Source organism: Kitasatospora dryopteridis (assembly GCF_050749075.1).
Taxonomy (GTDB): domain Bacteria; phylum Actinomycetota; class Actinomycetes; order Streptomycetales; family Streptomycetaceae; genus Kitasatospora.
Map to the genome: position 1 here is coordinate 1,781,934 of NZ_CP192749.1, position 17,792 is coordinate 1,799,725.

At 71.8% G+C, this 17,792-nt stretch carries 15 protein-coding genes, 1 tRNA gene and 1 pseudogene; 4 read left to right on the plus strand and 13 right to left on the minus strand.

What is annotated here, in order from left to right; all coding sequences use genetic code 11:
• Window positions 1-62 precede the first annotated feature (62 nt).
• The 9 genes from hpnD to ACQ614_RS08145 form a co-directional block, all read right to left on the minus strand.
• A complete protein-coding gene (hpnD, locus tag ACQ614_RS08105) occupies window positions 63-920 on the minus strand; it encodes a presqualene diphosphate synthase HpnD (protein WP_363493973.1) in 858 nt (285 codons plus the stop codon).
• Between the two features lie 41 nt (window positions 921-961).
• Window positions 962-1,843 (minus strand): squalene synthase HpnC, encoded by an 882-nt coding sequence (hpnC, locus tag ACQ614_RS08110; RefSeq protein WP_431677706.1) that lies wholly within the window; start codon window positions 1,841-1,843, stop codon window positions 962-964.
• A gap of 175 nt (window positions 1,844-2,018) precedes the next feature.
• Window positions 2,019-2,834 (minus strand): ABC transporter ATP-binding protein, encoded by an 816-nt coding sequence (locus tag ACQ614_RS08115; RefSeq protein ID WP_363493940.1) that lies wholly within the window; start codon window positions 2,832-2,834, stop codon window positions 2,019-2,021.
• Complete coding sequence (locus ACQ614_RS08120) at window positions 2,827-3,744, minus strand: ABC transporter permease (RefSeq protein WP_431677707.1); 918 nt, start codon at window positions 3,742-3,744, stop codon at window positions 2,827-2,829. The genes ACQ614_RS08115 and ACQ614_RS08120 overlap by 8 nt, the downstream gene beginning before the upstream one ends.
• 60 nt (window positions 3,745-3,804) lie before the next feature.
• The gene (locus ACQ614_RS08125) at window positions 3,805-4,689 is read right to left on the minus strand and encodes a glycosyltransferase family 2 protein (RefSeq protein ID WP_431677708.1); all 885 of its coding nucleotides are present in this window, start codon (window positions 4,687-4,689) and stop codon (window positions 3,805-3,807) included.
• Window positions 4,686-5,423, minus strand: a complete 738-nt coding sequence (locus tag ACQ614_RS08130; protein ID WP_431683860.1) for a CDP-alcohol phosphatidyltransferase family protein — start codon at window positions 5,421-5,423, stop codon at window positions 4,686-4,688. The genes ACQ614_RS08125 and ACQ614_RS08130 overlap by 4 nt, the downstream gene beginning before the upstream one ends.
• 79 nt (window positions 5,424-5,502) lie before the next feature.
• Entirely contained in the window at window positions 5,503-6,561 is a 1,059-nt protein-coding gene (locus ACQ614_RS08135) for an iron-containing alcohol dehydrogenase family protein (protein WP_431677709.1), read from the minus strand.
• Window positions 6,549-7,304: a sugar phosphate nucleotidyltransferase gene (locus ACQ614_RS08140; RefSeq protein ID WP_431677710.1), complete on the minus strand. Its 756-nt coding sequence runs from the start codon at window positions 7,302-7,304 to the stop codon at window positions 6,549-6,551. The genes ACQ614_RS08135 and ACQ614_RS08140 overlap by 13 nt, the downstream gene beginning before the upstream one ends.
• Complete coding sequence (locus tag ACQ614_RS08145) at window positions 7,301-9,103, minus strand: DUF5941 domain-containing protein (RefSeq protein ID WP_431683861.1); 1,803 nt, start codon at window positions 9,101-9,103, stop codon at window positions 7,301-7,303. Before ACQ614_RS08145 ends, ACQ614_RS08140 begins: the two co-directional genes overlap by 4 nt.
• A 721-nt stretch (window positions 9,104-9,824) precedes the next feature.
• Here ACQ614_RS08145 and idi point away from each other — a divergent pair.
• Window positions 9,825-10,450 (plus strand): annotated as a pseudogene (gene idi / locus ACQ614_RS08150) (isopentenyl-diphosphate Delta-isomerase).
• A gap of 88 nt (window positions 10,451-10,538) precedes the next feature.
• On the opposite strand, the gene ACQ614_RS08155 reads toward idi, so the two are convergent.
• Window positions 10,539-11,075, minus strand: coding sequence for an ATP-binding protein (locus ACQ614_RS08155; protein WP_431683862.1), 537 nt, complete (start codon window positions 11,073-11,075; stop codon window positions 10,539-10,541).
• Between the two features lie 592 nt (window positions 11,076-11,667).
• On the opposite strand from ACQ614_RS08155, the gene ACQ614_RS08160 reads away from it, so the two are divergent.
• Window positions 11,668-11,755: transfer RNA gene (locus tag ACQ614_RS08160), tRNA-Leu, on the plus strand.
• A gap of 55 nt (window positions 11,756-11,810) precedes the next feature.
• On the opposite strand, the gene ACQ614_RS08165 is transcribed toward ACQ614_RS08160, so the two are convergent.
• The 3 genes from ACQ614_RS08165 to yidD form a co-directional block, all read right to left on the minus strand.
• A complete protein-coding gene (locus tag ACQ614_RS08165; protein WP_431677711.1) occupies window positions 11,811-14,948 on the minus strand; it encodes a DUF3427 domain-containing protein in 3,138 nt (1,045 codons plus the stop codon).
• 92 nt (window positions 14,949-15,040) lie between these two features.
• A complete protein-coding gene (locus tag ACQ614_RS08170) occupies window positions 15,041-15,397 on the minus strand; it encodes an MmcQ/YjbR family DNA-binding protein (protein ID WP_431677712.1) in 357 nt (118 codons plus the stop codon).
• Between the two features lie 14 nt (window positions 15,398-15,411).
• Window positions 15,412-15,942: a membrane protein insertion efficiency factor YidD gene (gene yidD / locus ACQ614_RS08175; RefSeq protein ID WP_431677713.1), complete on the minus strand. Its 531-nt coding sequence runs from the start codon at window positions 15,940-15,942 to the stop codon at window positions 15,412-15,414.
• A 193-nt stretch (window positions 15,943-16,135) separates the two neighbouring features.
• Here yidD and ACQ614_RS08180 point away from each other — a divergent pair, with 193 nt between their 5' ends.
• Together ACQ614_RS08180 and ACQ614_RS08185 are read left to right on the plus strand one after the other, a co-directional pair.
• A complete protein-coding gene (locus tag ACQ614_RS08180; protein ID WP_431677714.1) occupies window positions 16,136-17,122 on the plus strand; it encodes an aldo/keto reductase in 987 nt (328 codons plus the stop codon).
• Between the two features lie 139 nt (window positions 17,123-17,261).
• Window positions 17,262-17,792 (plus strand): SigE family RNA polymerase sigma factor, encoded by a 531-nt coding sequence (locus ACQ614_RS08185; protein ID WP_431677715.1) that lies wholly within the window; start codon window positions 17,262-17,264, stop codon window positions 17,790-17,792.

The following is a 17,792-nucleotide window of genomic DNA, read 5'->3' on the forward strand; positions in this document are numbered from 1 at the left end:
CAACATCACTGGATTTGCCCGTGATTCCCTGTTGACACAGCGTGACATAACTGGCGGAAGTTTCAAGAACGCCCTCCGGCGAGCCCGGACAGCGCCACGTACGCCTTCTCCCAGCCCGGCAGGGACACCCGGCCGCGCAGCACCGACTCCGGTTCGGCGGCGATCCGGCCCAGCAGGCGGTGGTAGATGCCGGCCATCGCGGCGGTGCAGGCACGGCTGCGGCGGTCCAGCATCGGCAGCAGCCGCAGGCCCTCCTCGAAGGCCTGCTGGGCGCGCTGCGCCTCGAAGGCGATCAGCCCGGTGAAGTCGGCGCCGACCGGCGGCTCGGGCAGGGCGAAGCCCTCCTGGCAGCCGAACCGGACGAGGTCCTCGGTGGGCAGGTAGGTGCGGCCGTTGGCGGCGTCCTCGCGCAGGTCGCGCAGGATGTTGGTGAGCTGGAGGGCGAGGCCGAGGGTGTCGGCGTAGCGCTCGCCGAGCTCCGGGTCCTCGCAGCCGTACACGCCGAGCGACAGCCGGCCGATGGCGCCGGCGACGCAGCGGCAGTAGACCTTGAGGTCCTCGTAGGTCTGGTACTCGACGCCCTTGAGGTCCATCTCCACGCCGTCGATCAGCTCGTCGAAGCCGCCGAGCGGGATCGGGAAGCGCCGGGCGGCGTCCGCGAGGGCGACCTTGATCGGGTCGGTGTCGTCCTCTCCGACGGCGCCGGCCCGGATCTCGTCCAGCAGCTCGCGGGTGCGGCGCAGCTGCTCGGCCTTGCGCTCCGCGGGGAGGTCTCCGTCGCCGATGTCGTCCACCCGGCGGGCCAGGGCGTAGAGCGCGGACATGGCCAGTCGCTTGGGCTCCGGGAGCAGCCGGATGCCGTAGCTGAAGTTGCGGGCCTGCAGTGCGGTGACCGCCTCGCAGTACCGGTAGGCCGCCATGACCGGCGCCGACGCCAGTGGTGATGCCGCCACTCGGGCGTTCACCTTCCCTTCGCGAAGAGTGCCGCCGCCCGCAGTGCGAGGCGGCGCTTGTCCGGCTTGGGCTGCTGGGCGAGGACGTCGTACCCGGCGTCCTCGACGGCCGCCAGGGCCGCGTACCCTCCCGCGGTGAATCCCGCGAGTAGCAGCCGTAGCCTCCCGTGAACCGTACCCACCAGCGGGGCGCCGCGGTCGAGCAGGGTCCGGGCGCGCTCGGCCTCGAAGGCGATCAGCTCGCGGACCCGGGGGCCCGCGGTGGGCTCGGCGAGGTCGGCCTCGGTGACGCCGAAGCGCTCCCGGGAGTCGGCGGGCAGGTAGATCCGGCCGCGGCCGAGGTCCTCGGCGACGTCCTGGATGTGCTCGACGATCTGCAGGCCGCTGCAGATCGCGTCGGACAGGGCGATCCGTTCGGGGGTGGCGACGCCGGCGATGGCGAGCACCAGCCGGCCGACCGGGTCGGCGGAGAGGGTGCAGTAGCCGAGCAGGTCGCGGTAGGTGGCGTAGCGGGTGGTGGTCTGGTCGACGCGGTTGGCCTCGATCAGCCGGCGGAACGGCTCGGGGGTGACCGGGTGGCGGTCGGCGAGCGGGACGAGCGCCTTCATCAGCGGGTGGCGGGGCGGCTCGCCGCCCCGGCCGAGGGCGGCCTCGAAGGCGCGGTCGAGGTCGCGCTCCAGGCCGTCGAGCAGGCCGAGCCGGAAGGCGGTGGGGTCGGCGACGACCGGGGCGTCCAGCAGGGCGGCGACCTGCTCGGGTTCGGCGAGGTCGCCGTCGCCGGCGTCGTCGACCAGGCGGGCGAAGCCGTAGACCGCCATCAGGTCGGTGCGCCAGGCGGCGGGGAGGAAGGACGGTGCGACCGGGAAGTTCTCCAGGTCCGCCTTCTGCAACGTGGCGCCATCTGTCTGATTGTCTGATTTGGCCGAAGCCACCACTGCCGTCACTCCCCCGTTCTACACCGCTCCCGGCCGGCGTTCCCCTTCGGACACGCGTACCGGGCACTCGTCCGGTCAACACGGAGGCCGGTGCGGGGACACCCCCCGCACCGGCCCCGACCCGCGGCGATCAGCCGTGGTTCTGCTTCTCGTACGCCCGCACGACCTCGTCGGTGAGGCCGTCCATGACGAGCTCGCCCTTCTCGATCCAGATGGTGCGCTCGCAGGTGTCGCGGATCGCGTTGTTGTTGTGGCTCACCAGGAAGACCGTGCCGGCCTCCTTGCGGAGCTCGCGGATGCGCGCCTCGGACCGCTTCTGGAACTTCTGGTCGCCGGTGGCCAGCGCCTCGTCGATCAGCAGCACGTCGTGGGTCTTCGCCGCCGCGATGGAGAACCGCAGACGGGCCGCCATGCCGGAGGAGTACGTGCGCATCGGCAGGGTGATGAAGTCGCCCTTCTCGTTGATGCCCGAGAAGTCGACGATGTCCTGGTAGCGGGCCTTCACCTCGGCGGGCGACATGCCCATCGCCAGGCAGCCCAGCACGACGTTCCGGTCACCGGTCAGGTCGTTCATCAGCGCGGCGTTCACGCCGAGCAGCGACGGCTGGCCGTTGGTGTAGATGCCGCCGCGCTCGGTCGGCAGCAGGCCGGCGATCGCGGCCAGCATGGTCGACTTGCCGGAGCCGTTGGAGCCGATGAGGCCGATCGCCTCGCCCTTGTACGCGGTGAAGCTGATGCCGCGCACGGCGTGCACCTCGCGGATGGCGGGCGAGCGCTTGCGCGAGATGATCCGGCTCAGCGCCGAGGTGGCGCTGCCCTTGCCCGAGCCTGCGCCGTGGACCTTGTACACGATGTGCACGTCGTCCACGACGACGGTGGGCACGCGAGCCTGGTCGGCGTCCACGGGGGCCGCCTCCTTGACGTTGGTCGTTGCGGTGTCAGCCACGGCCGTACTGCTCCTCCGCCTTCCAGAAGTACACGAACCCGAACAGGCCCGCGATGACAGCCCACGCGACGGCGACCATCCACACGTGCGGCGGCAGACCCTCACGGTTGAAGTGGCTCGGGTCGAACGCGAACCGGATCAGGTCCATGTAGACCGAGGCCGGGTTGACGTCCGCGATCAGCTGGATCCACTTCGGCCAGGTCTCGATGTTCGCCTCGATGCTGTAGAACACGCCCGAGAGGTACATCCAGGTGCGCAGGATGAACGGCATCAGCTGCGCCATGTCGCTGGTCTTGGCGCCGATGCGGGCCATGACCAGCGCGACGCCGGTGTTGAAGATGCAGAGCAGCACCAGCGTCGGCAGGATCAGCAGCCAGCTCAGGCCCGGCATGATGCCGGTCGCCAGCACGATGCCGACCAGGACGACCATCGAGATCAGCAGCTGCTGCAGCTGGATGATGGTGAAGGCGATCGGCAGGCAGGCGCGGGGGAAGTGCAGCGCCCGGATCAGGCCCAGGTTGTCGGAGATGGAGCGGGTACCGCTCTGCACCGCACTCTGGATGAACTGGAAGATGAAGACACCGATGCAGAGCCAGGGCACGTAGTTCGGAATCGACTTGTTGCCCAGGATCAGACCGAAGACCAGGAAGTAGACCACGCAGTTGAGCAGCGGGGTCACGACCTGCCAGACCTGTCCCAGCTTCGCCGTGCTGTACTGCGCGACCAGTCTCGCGGTCGCGAAGGACACGATGAAATGGCGCCGGGCCCAGAGCTGCCTGACGTACTGGGGCAGGCCGGGCCGCCGGCCGCTCACCGTGAGGCCGTACTTGGCCACGAGCTGCTGGGGGGTCAGGCCCGCGTCGGCACCCCTCGGGGCCGAGAGGCTGAGCGGGTCACTCAATGTCGACACATTCGTCCTTGATCACGGAAGGTAGTTCGACCGACAGGGGGGCACTGCCGGCTGCAGCGATCAGATGATTGGCGGTCGGCCCAAGCGGGTCAATCGCCATACAGTACGCCATCGCATCGGCCGTCGCGGACCGCAGGCCTCGCGCCAACCTGCCCGGAAACCGCCCAGCCAGGCCTTCAGCGCGTCGCCGGACGGGCGGCGGGCCAGCGTGAGCAGGAACCAGGTTCCCAAGTAGAGAGGCACCAGCAGGGCCGGAAGGTTCCGCCGCGCCAGCCACACGCGGTTGCGGGCCACGTTGTGGAAGTACGAGGCGTGCCGGGCCGGCGAGGTGGTGGGGTGGTACAGCACCACGTCGGCGCGGTAGTCGATGGACCAGCCGGCGTCCTGCGCGCGCCAGGCGAGGTCGGTCTCCTCGTGCGCGTAGAAGAACTCGGCGGGCAGCTGGCCGGCCTGCGGGAAGACCGCCGTCCGCACGGCGCTGGCGCCGCCCAGGAAGGTGGTCACCCGGGAGGAGCGCAGCGGGTCGCTGGCGCGCAGCCGGGGGACGTGCCGGCGCTGGGTGGCGCCGGTGTCCGGGTCGGCGATCCGGAAGGAGACGATGCCGAGCGTCGGGTCCTCGGCGAAGGCCCGGCGCAGCAGCTCCGCGGAGTCGCGGCCCGGCAGCAGGCCGTCGTCGTCGAGGAAGAGCACCACGTCGACGTCGCGGCCGTCCGGCCCGAAGAGCTCGATGCCGACGTTGCGACCGCCGGGGATGCCGAGGTTCTCCGGCGTCTCGGCGGTGCGGACGTCGTCCGGCAGCGGGGGCAGCGGGGCGCCGTTGCCGACCACGGCCAGCTCGACCGGGGGGCCGTCCTGGGCGCGGACGGAGTCGATCAGGGCATTGAGCTCCGCGGGGCGGTTGCCCTGGGTGATGATGACGGCGCCGAGCCGCAGGGCGTCGCTCATCGCAGCCTGCTCGACAGGACGATGCTCAGCAGGTGCAGGACGGTCTGCAGCATGGCGATCGCGGCCAGGACCACCACGGCGAGGCGCGTCCAGAAGAGGCCGCCGGCGACCTGGTCGGCGATGCCCGCCGCGAGGATGAACAGCGAGGCCTCGACGGCACCGATCAGGCGGTGGAACTTGAGCACCGAGGCGGCCCGGCGGGCCTTGGCGACACCGGAGGAGCGCGGCACGGAGGCGCTGTCCTCGACGGCGGTCATGCCGCTGCGGGCGCGGGCCACGTCGACCAGGTCCGTCTCGGACTTGATCAGGATGGCGCCGAGCGCGGCCAGCGTGCCGAGGAAGGCCCACTGCCAGGCGGAGGCGGTGCCGTCCTGGTGGAAGAGGTCGGCGGCACGCAGACCGAGGCCGGTGAGCAGCGCGGCCTCGGACATGTAGTGGCCGACGCGGTCCAGGTAGACGCCGGTGAGCGAGGTCTGCCGGCGCCAGCGGGCGACCTCGCCGTCCACGCAGTCGAGCAGCAGGTAGACCTGGATCAGCAGGGCGGCGAGGACGGCGCCGGTGATGCCGGGGATCACCAGGGCGGCGCCGGCCAGGATGCCGGTGAACATCATCAGGTAGGTCAGCCCGTTGGGCGTGATCACCGTGACGGTGCTCAGCACGCGGGTGATCCGCAGCGAGATCTTCCGCATGTAGAGCCGGCCGGCCCAGTGCTCGGCGCTGCGGCGCTGGAGCATCCCCTCCGGGTGGATGACGGCCCGCAGCTCCTCGATCGAGGGGCGGCGGGTCAGGTCGACCGGGGCGACCGGGGGGATGTCAGTGGACTGCTTGGACATAGTCGGCGTACGCGTCCCTGATGTCGGATGGGGAGAGGTCGAGGTGTTCCAGGATGGTGAAGCGGCCCGGGCGGGTGTTCGGGGCGTAGTGCACCGCGTCGGTGAACTCCGCCTCGGTGAAGCCGATCGCGTCGGCGGTCACCGGCAGTCCGTGGCGCGCCAGGCGCTCCACGATCAGACCGGTTAGCTCGTGCTCGCCCCGCAGGAAACTCGCGAAGGCGGCGCCGAGGCCGACCTGCTCGCCGTGCTGGGCGGACCGCTTGGGGTACAGCACGTCCAGGGCGTGCGAGATCTCGTGGCAGGCGCCCGAGGAGGGCCGGGTGCTGCCCGCGATGTTCATCGCGATGCCGGACAGTACCAGGGCTTCCGCGAGGGCCAGCAGGAGGTCCTCGTCCTCCAGGGCGCCGGGGTGGCGGAGCAGGTTCTCGCCGGCCGAGCGGGCCATGGCGACGGCCAGGCCGTCGACCGGCTCGCCGGTGACCCGGTGCGACAGCTCCCAGTCGGCGCAGGCGGAGATGTTGGAGATGACGTCGCCGATGCCCGCCGCGACGAAGCGCTGCGGCGCCTTGCGGATGACGTCGAGGTCGACCACGATCCCGATCGGGCTGGGCACGCCGTAGGAGCCGCGCCCGGCGTCGTTGTCGAGGGTCGAGACCGGCGAGCAGATGCCGTCGTGGGCGAGGTTGGTGGCGACCGCCACGATGGGCAGGCCGACCCGCGCGGCGGCGTACTTCGCCGCGTCGATGATCTTGCCGCCGCCGAGGCCGACCAGTGCGTCGAAGTGTCCGCTGCGCATCTCGTCGGCCAGGCGCACGGCGGCGTCCAGCGTGCCGTCGGCGACCTGGAACCAGACGGCGCCCGGGAGCAGCGGTTCGAGCCGCTCCCGGAGCACCGCGCCGGAGCCGTTGCTGATCGCCACCGCTATCCGCCCGGAGGCGGACAGCCGCTGGTCGGCGAGGATGCCGCCGAGCGCGTCGAGGGCGCCCGCGCGGATCTCCACGAAGACCGGCGAGGGCAGCAGCCGGGTCAGTACTGGCACGCGATCTCCCGCGCGCGGGCCAGGTCGTCGTGGTTGTCGACCTCGACCCAGGAGACCTCGCCGATCGGCTGCACGTCGATGCGCAGGCCGCGGTTCACCATCTCCTGGTAGCCGTCCTCGTAGTAGAGCTGCGGGTCGCGCTCGAAGGTGGCCTGCAGGGCGTCGGCGAGGGCGTCCTTCGCCGACGGGTTGATGATCGTGACGCCGATGTACTCGCCGGTGGCCTCGGCCGGGTCCATCAGCTTGGTGATGCGGCGCATGCCGAGGGCGGGGTCGACGACGACCTTCATCTCCTCGTCGGCGAGCTTCTTCACGGTGTCCAGGGCGAGCAGGATGCCGGGGGCGTTGCCCTCCTTGGCCATCCGGTCGTTGCCGTCGAGCATGGTGCGCTGGACGGACGCCGGGTGCACGGTGTCGCCGTTGGCGAGCAGCAGGCCCTCGCCGAACAGCTCGCGGGCGCACCACAGGGAGTAGGCGTTGTTCCACTCCTCGGCCTTGTCGTTCTCGACCAGGGTGAGCTTGACGCCGTACTTCTGCTCCAGCGCGTCCTTGCGGTCGTACACGGCCTCCTTGCGGTACCCGACCACGACGGCGGCCTCGCGGAGCCCGACCTCGGCGAAGTTGCCGAGGGTGAGGTCCAGGACGGTCCGGTCCCCGTCGACCGGCACCAGCGCCTTGGGCAGGGTGTCGGTGTACGGGCGGAGCCGGCGGCCTGCGCCGGCGGCCAGGACGAGGCCGATCATGCGGTGTCTCCTGATTCGTCGTGTTCTGCCGTGGCGTCGCCGAACACCCAGAAGTGGATGGACTCGGCGACGACGACCAGGGCCAGGACGGCGGCCAGGGCCACCAGGCCGCCCTGCAGGGCGGCTGCTCCGGGCCCCTCGTGGCCGACGGCCCCGCTGGGGGCGCCGCCGTACACGAGTGCGGCGAAGAGGGTGACGAGCAGGGCCCGTCCCTCCTGGCCGCCGGTCGCGCGAACCAGCCAGCGGGCCGGCGCGCCGGTGCCGCCGCGGAGGCGGTACACCGTGTCGTAGTGATGGTAGGCGACGGCCGCAACCAGCCCGAACGCGGCCGGGAGCGAGGCGGTGTCCAGGCGCAGGGCCAGGGCGAGGACGGTCAGGTACTCGCCGGCGCGGAAGAACGCGGGGGCCAGCCAGTCCAGGGGGCCGGTCAGCTTCCGGGCCAGCACGAGCGAGCTCAGCAGCACGTACCCGGCGGCGGCGGCGACCGAGGCCCAGGTGCCGCCGAGCAGGTACACGGCGGCGGGCAGGCCGGCCGAGGCGGCCGCCGCGAGCAGCGGGACGGCGAGGCCGGGCAGCCGGCGGGCGACCGGGCGCAGCGCCGGGGCGAGCAGCTCGGCGAGCGGTCCGCCGTCGGCCAGGATCGCGACCTCACGGGCGGCCTGGTCGGTGCGCGGGCGGCGCCGGTTGACCGAGCGCAGCACCCGGCCGGCGGTGGTATAGCAGCAGGCCAGGGCGCAGCCGACGAGCAGCACGGTGAGCGTGGTGCGGGGGGTGGTGAACGCGGTGAGCAGGGCTATCAGGGCCCAGCGCTCGCCGATCGGCAGCACGATGATGCGGCGGGCCCAGACCGTCCAGCCGACCCGGTCGAGCCGGTTGGAGAGCTGCGCGGTGGGGCTGGAGTTCGCCCCCTGCACCTTGCTGCCGGCGGTGGCGGGGTTGCGGGCGGTCTCCTGGTCGGCGGCCATGAAGGCGAAGTCGACGCTGTGCCGGAAGGTCATCAGCACCATCGCGGCGAGCGCGAGCGCCCACACGTGGTCGCCGGTGCGGGCCGCCGCGATCGCCAGGCCCGCGTAGAAGGAGTACTCCTTGGCGCGGTCGAAGGTGGCGTCCAGCCAGGCGCCGACCGTGGAGTACTGCAGGGAGTAGCGGGCGAGCTGTCCGTCGGTGCAGTCCAGCACGAAGGAGAAGATCAGCAGCAGGCCGGCGGCGACGAAGCCCGGCCGGGTCGCGGTGGCGGCGCTGGCGGCCGCGGCGAGCGCGGTGACCAGCGAGGCCGTGGTGACCTGGTTGGGGGTGAGGCCGCGGCGGGCGCACCAGCGCGCGATGTAGCGCGAGTACGGGCTGACGCAGAAGGTGGTGAAGAAGCCGTCGCGGGCCTTCACCGCGCGGCGCAGCCGGACGGCCTCCTCGTCCACCTGCGCGACGGCGGCGCGGGCCGCGGCCAGCTCGTCGGCGTCGGCGGGGACGGTGGCGACCAGGGTGCCGAGCTCGGGGCGCTGGACGGCGATGCCGCCGCGCTGGACGGCGCCGGCCAGGGCGTCGGGCAGGCTCGGCTCGGCGCCGGTGAGGCCCTGGGCGGCGGAGATCAGCGCCTCGCGGGCGGCCGCGCCGTTCACGGCGACGGCGCCGGGGACGGCGCCGGCCGGGTAGCGCGGGTCGGTGAGGGCCAGGCGCAGCGCGTGCCGGTGGCCGACGAAGCCGGCGTCTATGACGGCGATCCGCTCGGCGGGGTCGGCGGCGGCCAGCAGGTCGGCGAGCTCGGCGGTGTCCCTGGCGTGCAGGACGCGGCCGAAGCCGATCGCGGCGAGGTCGGCGGCGAGCGCGCCGGGGGCGGTGGCACCGGTCGGGGTGCCGGATCCCGGGCGGGCGGACGCGGGACGGTCGGCGGTGCGGTCGGCCTGGGCGGGGATCGGCACCGCGGTCACGGTGGCGGTTGCGCCCGTCCCGAGTCCGCCGGCCGGGCCGGTGCCGATGGGGAGCGAGTCGCCGGCTCCCCGGGCGGCCGACGGCTCGGAGCCGGTCACGATCACAGTGGACAGCGGGACTCACTCCCTGGCGGTACGTACGGTCGACGGTGTGCACGCTGGGGTGACAGCGTCGATCGGTGGGACGGGGGGTGGGGGTGCGCCGCCCTTCGGGCCCGGCGCACCGGTTGAGGCTACCGGACGGCCCGTTTGCCCCCGAAACGGGCGTCCTCTGCCGTATGGGACACCGTGGGTCGGGCGCTCGGCGGGCATGCGGCAGCTCGAATCCGCCGCCGGCGGCCGTCGGGGGCCGCCGCACCGTGCAGATCATCATTCCGGACGGCGCGCCTCGCATTCAAGCCGCGGACCGGCGGATATCGGGCGCATGTCCGACTCTCGAACGGACACAAAGTGAAGAGTCCGCAACGGATTCGGTCAGGGCCCGAACACATCACCCGGCCATTCGCCCCTTCCCCGGGCACACGTGCGTCGCGACCGCGGGACTCTGCAGCATGGGGCAGACTTGGGCCCCGACGCCACATGCGAAGGGGACCACATGTCCGACATCTCGTCGACCGGCCGGACGCACACCCTCCAGGGGATCGACACAGGTGCGACCGGCACTGCCGGGACGGGGGCCGGTGCGACCGAGATCCTGCTGGAGCTCGTCGACGACGACGGGTTCACCATCGGCACCGCCGAGAAGCTCTCGCCCACCAGCAGCCGGGCCGACCGCACCGGGCGTTCTCGGTCTTCCTCTTCGACAAGCAGGGCCGACTGCTGCTGCAGCGCCGCGCCCTCAGTAAGTACCACTCCCCCGGCGTCTGGTCGAACACCTGCTGCGGCCACCCCTACCCCGACGAGCCACCCTTCGTCGCCGCCGCCCGCCGGACGGCCGAAGAGCTCGGAATCGCGCCCGCGCTGCTCTGCGAGGCCGGCACCGTCCGCTACGACCTGCCCGACGAGGCCTCCGGGCTGATCGAGCGCGAGTGGAACCACCTCTTCGTCGGCCTGGTCACCGCCGACCTCGTCCCCGACCCGGACGAGATCGCCGACACCCGCTTCGTCACCGCGGAGGAGCTGAAGGAGCTGGAGAACGAGAAGCCGTTCTCCGCCTGGTTCCGCACGGTCTTCGAGGCGGCGCTGCCCGGCATCCGGGAGATCACCGGACGCGGCTGGTAGCGCGCTCCTGCTTCCGCGGTTCTCGCGAGCCCTTCACGTTCTTCACGTTCTTCGCGTTCGTCGCGGGCCTCGCGTTCGTCGCGGGCCTTCACCGCTCCCAGGGATGGCTGTCCGGCTCCGCCGTGCGCGGGGCCGGCAGCGGGAGCGACGCCCAGATCACCTTGCCGCCGCCCTCGGTGCGCTCCACGTCGCAGGTACCGCCGGCCTGCAGGGTGACGCTCTTGACCAGCAGCAGACCCCGGCCGCCGAGATTGCCCAGGTCGCTCTCCAGGGCCTTCGGCCGGTACGGGTGCAGGTCCTCCACCGCGATCCGGACCCAGCCCTCGCCGATCGCCAGCTCGGTGGTGAGGCGGGGCGAGACCACTGCTGCGTGGTTCACCGCATTGCTGACCAGCTCAGAGACGATCAGCAGCAGGTCGTCGATCAGCTCCTGGTAGCGCTCGCCGCCCATGCCCTGGGCGAGGAGGCGGTCGCGCACCGCATGGCGGGTCTGCGGAACGGCGGCCTCCTGCGCCTCCGCGCCGAACCGCCACACGCCGGGTTCCGGGCCGACGCCCGGCTGTCTCGCCCCGGACGGGTCCCCGGTGCCGGCGTCCGTCGACGTGCGCTCGGCCGCCCCGCTCATCTGTTCCACGTCAAGCCACCCTTTGCATCGTGACGGGAGGCTCGGCCGCAGACCCGCGCGGGTGGCGCCGGCCGCGGCCTCTCGGGAATCGGGCGTTCCGCTCAAGGCTCCCTTGGTCCACAGAGGCTAGGAGAGCACCCGTCGGCCGCTGGTCAAGGGACTGGAAACTGGCGGCGGGTGACCTGTTCAGACCACATGCGAACGTGATCGGACCACATCGGCCCGGTCACGATTCGTTGTACCAGCGGAACGGTCACGCTGTCGGAGGTTTCCCCAGATCAGCACGCCCCTCGAGCCGACTCTCCACGACCACCGCACCCACCACGGCCCCTTCGGGGCGCTGCCTGCGCCCCGCGCGCTCCACAGCTCCCGCACGCTCCGTCGCCGCCGGCGCACAGGGGAGCATGCTCCCCTCCTGCGCGGGGCTCGGGACCGCCCGATTTGACCATGTTTGCAGTTCTTGACGATGAATCGTTCCTCCGGGCCGGCGCCAGGAGGCAGAAACGCAGGTGAGAAGCAGTCCCGCAGCCTGGTAATGTTCTCTCTGTCGCCAGGGGGCGAAGGAAACGGAAACCCCGAGGCAACACACCCCGTCCGGGTGGCGGAATGGCAGACGCGCTAGCTTGAGGTGCTAGTGCCCTTTATCGGGCGTGGGGGTTCAAGTCCCCCCTCGGACACCACTGCACGAAGTGCGGGTCGGGAGCAATCCCGGCCCGCATTTCTGCGTTCTCGGACTCAGCCTGCGGTCACGGCCGTGAAGTGGTGGACGTCCGAAGGCAGGGCGTGGTGCAGCCGCCAGGTGATGGCCATGGGTCGGTCGCCTTCGTGGGAGACGTAATCGGCGGGGCCGAGCAGCACGTAGGGCGCGGTGCGGCCCTCGACGGTCTTGGAGCGGCGGACGAACAGCAGCACATTGGTGCCGGCTTTCCGGTGGCCGATGTAGCGCTGGCCGGTTCGGCTGGCGGCTGAGGTGCTGTTCTGTGACTCCCAGTGGAAGTGGTCGGCGTTGAGCGCGAAGTCCCGGTAGCGAACGCTCGCCGAGAAGTTCCTCTCGTCCTTGTTGATGGTGACCAGCAGTGCGTCCGTCCGGGACTCCTCGCACCACACCACGCCGGACTGGAACGTGGCCGGCTTGAAGCCGTCGATCGAGGCCCGGCCCAGCGCGGCCAGCAACTCGGGTGCGTTGTAGTGGGCGTGTACGGCGAGCGGCCGGTGCGTCAGTGGTCCGAGGTCGGTGCCGAGGGTCACGGGGGCGTGGGCCGCGTGCTCCAGGCCGTGGGCGAGGACCTGGCGCAGTTCCTCGCGGAATCGGTGCTGCCCGTGCAGCGAGCGCAGACCCTCGGCGATGGTGGGGAATCCGCCGCCGCCCGGCCAGAGTGAGAAGAAGAGCATCGCCGCGTAGGTCCGGAGCGGCTCGGCCGAGTGGTCAAGGTCAGGTGCGTCGTCCGCCAGCAGGGCGGAGTAGGCCGCGACCCGAGCGGGGTCATCGACGTGGAGCAGGGAAGGCACGCGACGGAGCAGCGGCTCCTCGCCGTCGGGTACGGGTTCGGTGAGGAGGCCGGCTCGTCTGAGCAGGCTGGTCCAGGAGTTCTTGCCGCGGTAGAGGTCGTCGATGTCGCGGCGGCTCTCCGCCAGGTAGCCGGCCAGCGTCGGGACACCGTAGGAGCGGATTTCAGCGGCCAACTGCTTGGCGTCGGCCTTGAGCTGAGTCTTGATGTTCTCCAGGACGATGTCCTTGGCGACCCGGTCGAGCACGATCTGGCATCCCGACGGAAGCAGCGGGAAGTCGTCGGCAACGGCTTCCTGGACGCCTCGGCGGGTGTGGCCGGTGAGCGCGCGGAAACGCTCGTCGAAGCGGAACTCCTTGCGCTGGTACCCGATGAAGTCCAGCACGGTGAGGACGGCCTTGTGGGGCGAGCGGCGCAGACCTCGGCCGAGTTGCTGGAGGAAGATCGTGGCGCTGGAGGTGGGGCGGAGCAGCAGGATGGTGTCCACGTCCGGGACGTCCAGGCCCTCGTTGAAGAGATCGACGCTGAAGAGGACTTGGATGCGGCCGGCGCGCAGCCCGTCGAGGGCCTCGCGGCGCTGCTCGGCGGGTGTGTTCGCCGAGAGTGCGAGGGCGTGCAGCCCGGCCTGCCGGAAGGCGGCGGCCATGTGCTCGGCGTGGCGGACGGACACGCAGAAGCCGAGGGCCCGCATCCGGCTAGGGTCGGCGACCTTGTCACGGACGGTCTGAATGACCTGCCGGGCCTGGGTGTGTCCACCGGTCAGCAGCTCGCTCAGCTCGTCGGCGTCGTAGGCACCCTGACGCCAGCCGATGGCTCGCAGGTCGGTGTTGTCGTGGACGCCGAAGTAGTGGAAGGGGCAGAGCAGGTCGTCCTCGAGGGCCTGCCAGAGCCGGAGTTCGGCGGCGATACGGCCGTCGAAGAACTCGTCCTGGACCCGCTTGCCGTCGGCGCGCTCGGGGGTGGCTGTGAGGCCCAGCAGTTCCCCGGGCTGGAAGTGGTCGATGATCTGCCGATAGGTGGGCGCCTGGGCGTGGTGGAACTCGTCGATGACGATGACGTCGAAGGCGTCCGGAGCGAAGTCGGCGAGTTTGCCGCCGTGGAGTGATTGAACGCTGGCGAAGAGGTGGCGGTGGTGTTGCGGGCGGGCTCCGCCGGCCAGCAGTTCGCCGAAGGTGGCCTCGGCCAACACTTCTCGGTAAGCCCGTTGTGACTGCTCGAGTATCTCTTTCCGGTGCGCGATGAAGAGCAGCGACAGGTCGCCCCCGTGCTCGGCGCGCAGCCGGCGGTAGTCGAGCGCGGCTGTGACGGTCTTGCCGGTGCCGGTGGCGGAGACCAGGAGGTTGCGATGGTGCCCGCGGGCCTTGCGTTCCGCATCCAGGCTCTCCAGCATCGCCTGCTGGTGCGGGTGGGGCCGCACTTCCAGCCCGGAGAGCAGCGTGGCGCCGCCGCCTCGCGACCATCCGCCGGCAGCCCGAAGGGCCTCGTCGAGCTCATCGGCGTCGGTGTCCGGGTGGTACGGCCGGAACTCGGGGTTGGCCCAGTAGGAGTCGAAGGTCGCCTCGAACTTGCGGAGGACGGCCGGTGTGGCGACGCCGGACAGCCGGACGTTCCATTCCAGCCCGTCGAGCAACGCCGCCCGGGACAGGTTGGAGCTGCCGACGTAGGCCGTGTCGAAGCCGCTCGCCCGACGGAACAGCCAGGCCTTGGCGTGCAGCCTGGTCGAGCGCAGTTCGTGGTTGACCTTCACCTCGGCGCCGAACTCGCGGACCAGGCGGTCCAGGGCGGCGCGCTCGGTGGCCCCGAGGTAGGTGGTGGTGAGGACCCGCAGCTGGACGCCTCGGCGCTTCAGTTCGCGCAGTGGCTCCTCCATCACTCGGAGGCCATGCCACTTCACAAAGGCACAGAGCAGGTCGACGCGGTCGGCTGAGGCGAGTTCGGCGCGGAGTTCGTGGCCGAGGCTCTGCTCCTCCGGAGCATTGGTGAGCAGCGCGGTCTCGGACAGCGGGGTCAGCGGCCGGACTCGGTAGACGCCATCGGCTTCCTTGTCGGCGAGTGCGACGAGCTCGCGCGGCCCGGGCACCACCTGATCGGCCGTACCGGCGCCGGACTCGGCCAGGGCGGCGAGAAGGCGGTTCGCCGTCGCCACCTGATCCTCCGGGTTCAGATCCAGCAACGCCCGCTCGACCGCCGAGCCGATGTGCCGAGCCAGCACGAACGGGGTCGAGTCCTCGGGCACCGGGCGATCGACCACCCGCCATCCGGCCTCGCCGAGCGTGGCCAGCCGGGCCGCCACGGCGTCGGTCACCACCCGCTCGTACAGGCCGGACGCCGATGGCAGACCGAGCTCCGCGCCGCTGTCCGACATGCCGCTCCAAAGGATGGTCGGGGTGGTGCGCTCAGTTGTAGCGCATACCGACGACAGCCGATGCCGGGTACCCTCCTCGCCGTCCCGGCCCGTCAGCGGCCCGGGCCGCCCTCGTCGAGGTGGGCGGCGGCAACACGGCGGGGGACGACCATGCGCCAGGCGTCCAGGACCAGTTCGCGCATCTCGTCGGTGTCGACGGCCGACGTCCGGACCTGGACCCAGTTGAAGCGTTCGTCGGCGGGGTCGGGCGGCAGGAAGGTGTCCGGGGCGGAGGCGATCAGTGCGGCCCGCTCCTCCTTGGGGTAGGCGAAGCCGAGGACCGACTCGTCCCGGCTGAAGGCGAGGTAGACGATCCGGCCCACCCTGAACTTGATCCGGTCGCGGACCAGCGCCTCCTCGGTGCGGGGCAGGGACAGCGCCAGCCGGCGCACTTCATCGACGGTGACCATCCGACCAGCCTGCCTCACCGCCCCGGGACGGGGTCGTTGCCGCCGCTGGTGCCGGGGCGGCAGCGGAGGAGGCGGCCGAGGGTGAGGCGGGAGCCGCGGAGGGCTCCGTGGCGGTGGAGGGCCTGGACGGCGTAGGTGGAGCAGGACGGGGTGTACGGGCAGCAGGCGGGGCGGCCGGGGCTGATCCGGGTGCGGTAGTGGCGGACGGCGCCGTAGAGGCCGGCGGCGAGCGGTCCGGTGGGGACGGGGGCGGCCGGGTCGGTGTCGGCGCCCGCACGGCCGCGGGTGGTGAAGGCCTTGAGCACGGAGGCCAGCATCACCGGGATCAGGGCGATCATGCAGGGGTCGAACCCGCTGAAGCAGTCGCACGCGTCGCAGCAGTCGTTGTCGTCCTTGCGCTTGTTGCGGCGCTTCCACTCCTCGCGGATGCGCTTCTGCTCCCGGCGGCGCCGGCGCTCGTGCTCGGGCAGCCACCACCAGGCCCGGCCGGGGCGCGGCGGCGGACCGCTGTGCTGCTGGACGTGGTGCGGGTGGTGCTGGGACACGGCCGTGGCCTGCCTTCCGTCCGGTGTTCTGCGCCCGCCGCCGGTGCGGCGCGCTCGGAGAGTCGGACGACGGTAGCGCACCCGCGGGTTCCCGCCACCCCGCCCGCCGCTTGACTTCGCGTGCACTCCAACCGACAGACTCCGAACCGTCCGTCCCCACGGGGGAACTGAGGAGAGTTGGGGAGCAGCAGCCATGAAGTACCGCACGATCGGCGCCGACCCGTCGACCCGCCGCGAGGTGAGCGTGCTCGCCCTGGGGGCGATGCTGTTCGGCACCTCGGTGGACGAGCCGACCTCGTTCGCGCTGCTCGACCGCTTCGTGGAAGCAGGCGGCAGCTTCGTCGACACCTCGAACAACTACGCCTTCTGGGTGCACGGTTCGCAGGGCGGCGAGAGCGAGGAACTGCTCGGCCGGTGGCGCCGCAGCCGCGGGATCGGCGACGAGGTGGTGGTGGCGACCAAGATGGGCGCCCGGCCGCTCGCGCCGTCGACGGGGTTCAGCCGGAATGTGGAGGGCCTGTCGGCGAAGGCCGTCCGCGAGGCGGCGGAGCGCAGCGCGGAGCGGCTCGGCACCGACCGGATCGACCTGCTGTACGCGCACATCGAGGATCCGCGGACCGAACTGGCCGAGACGGTGGAGGCGTTCGGTTCGCTGGCGGCGGAGGGTTCGGTGGGGCTGCTCGGGGTGAGCAACCACTGGACGTGGCGGGTGGAACGGGGCCGGGCACTCGCGGCAGCAGCCGGGTTGCCGGGCTGGGAGGTGCTGCAGTACCACCACAGCTATCTGCGGCACCGCACCGATCTGCCGACGCTCCGCTCCGCGGACGGCAGCATCGGGGTGGCGGGCGGCGAGGTGCTGAGCTACGTACGGTCGGAACCGGGACTGGCGCTGGTGGCGTACTCGCCGCTGCTGGGCGGGAGTTACGTACGGTCGGACAAGCCGCTGGGTGAGGGCTTCGACCATGCGGGGACGCCGGGGCGGCTGGCGGTGCTGCGGGAGGTCGCGGCGGAGACCGGCGCGACGGCGAACCAGGTGGTGCTGGCCTGGCTGATCGGCGGCGAGGTGCCGGTGATCCCGCTGGTGGGGGCCTCCTCGGTGGCGCAGCTGGACGAGAGCCTGGCCGCGGTCGACCTGGAGCTGACGGCGGACCAGCGGGCGCGGCTGGATGCCACGCACTGAGCCCTTCCGCCGTGAGGCTGGAGAACGAGGACGGCCCCGCCGCCCCGGCACCCACCGGGACGGCGGGGCGATGCCCGTTCGTTCGAACAATGTGGCGACGCCCTGCAACACGGACGTCGTCCCACCGCGTTAACCAGGCATGGACCACTCACCGACGACCGGTCGGACGGCTGCCGGGCCGCCCGACTTCCTGGAGTTCGCCGCAGCCCGGGGCGGCCAGCTCTTCCACACGGCCTACCTGCTCACCGGCGGAGACCGGCACCTGGCCGAGGACCTCGTCCAAGAGGCACTGAGTCGGATATACGTCCGCTGGCGGCGCGTCGCCCGGATGGAGAACCCGGTCGGCTACACCCAGACGGTGCTCGTCAACACCTTCCTGTCGCACCGCCGGCGGCGCAGCAGCACCGAGCGGGCGGCGCACGAACTCCCGGACACGTCGGTCACCGACGCCGATCCCGCCCTGCGGGTGACCCTGATGCAGGCGCTGCAGGCGATGTCGCCGGCCGACCGGGCCGTGCTCGTGCTGCGGTACTGGGAGGACCGCAGCATCGAGGAGACCTCGGCCGCGCTGCAACTCAGCTCCACGGCCGTCCGCTCGCGCGCCCACCGCGCACTCAACCGGATGCGGGCCCTGCTCGGCGACAGCTTCGCCGAGCAGGCCGCGGGTTAG

Excerpts from the sequence above, each read along its gene's own strand:
- hpnD (WP_363493973.1), bottom strand. The coding sequence starts at position 920 with ATGGCGGCCTACCGGTACTGCGAGGCGGTCACCGCACTGCAGGCCCGC.
- ACQ614_RS08125 (WP_431677708.1), bottom strand. The coding sequence starts at position 4,689 with ATGAGCGACGCCCTGCGGCTCGGCGCCGTCATCATCACCCAGGGCAAC.
- ACQ614_RS08130 (WP_431683860.1), bottom strand. The coding sequence starts at position 5,423 with ATGCTCCAGCGCCGCAGCGCCGAGCACTGGGCCGGCCGGCTCTACATG.
- ACQ614_RS08140 (WP_431677710.1), bottom strand. The coding sequence starts at position 7,304 with ATGATCGGCCTCGTCCTGGCCGCCGGCGCAGGCCGCCGGCTCCGCCCG.
- ACQ614_RS08155 (WP_431683862.1), bottom strand. The coding sequence starts at position 11,075 with ATGAGCGGGGCGGCCGAGCGCACGTCGACGGACGCCGGCACCGGGGAC.
- ACQ614_RS08165 (WP_431677711.1), bottom strand. The coding sequence starts at position 14,948 with ATGTCGGACAGCGGCGCGGAGCTCGGTCTGCCATCGGCGTCCGGCCTG.
- ACQ614_RS08170 (WP_431677712.1), bottom strand. The coding sequence starts at position 15,397 with ATGGTCACCGTCGATGAAGTGCGCCGGCTGGCGCTGTCCCTGCCCCGC.
- ACQ614_RS08180 (WP_431677714.1), top strand. The coding sequence starts at position 16,136 with ATGAAGTACCGCACGATCGGCGCCGACCCGTCGACCCGCCGCGAGGTG.
- ACQ614_RS08185 (WP_431677715.1), top strand. The coding sequence starts at position 17,262 with ATGGACCACTCACCGACGACCGGTCGGACGGCTGCCGGGCCGCCCGAC.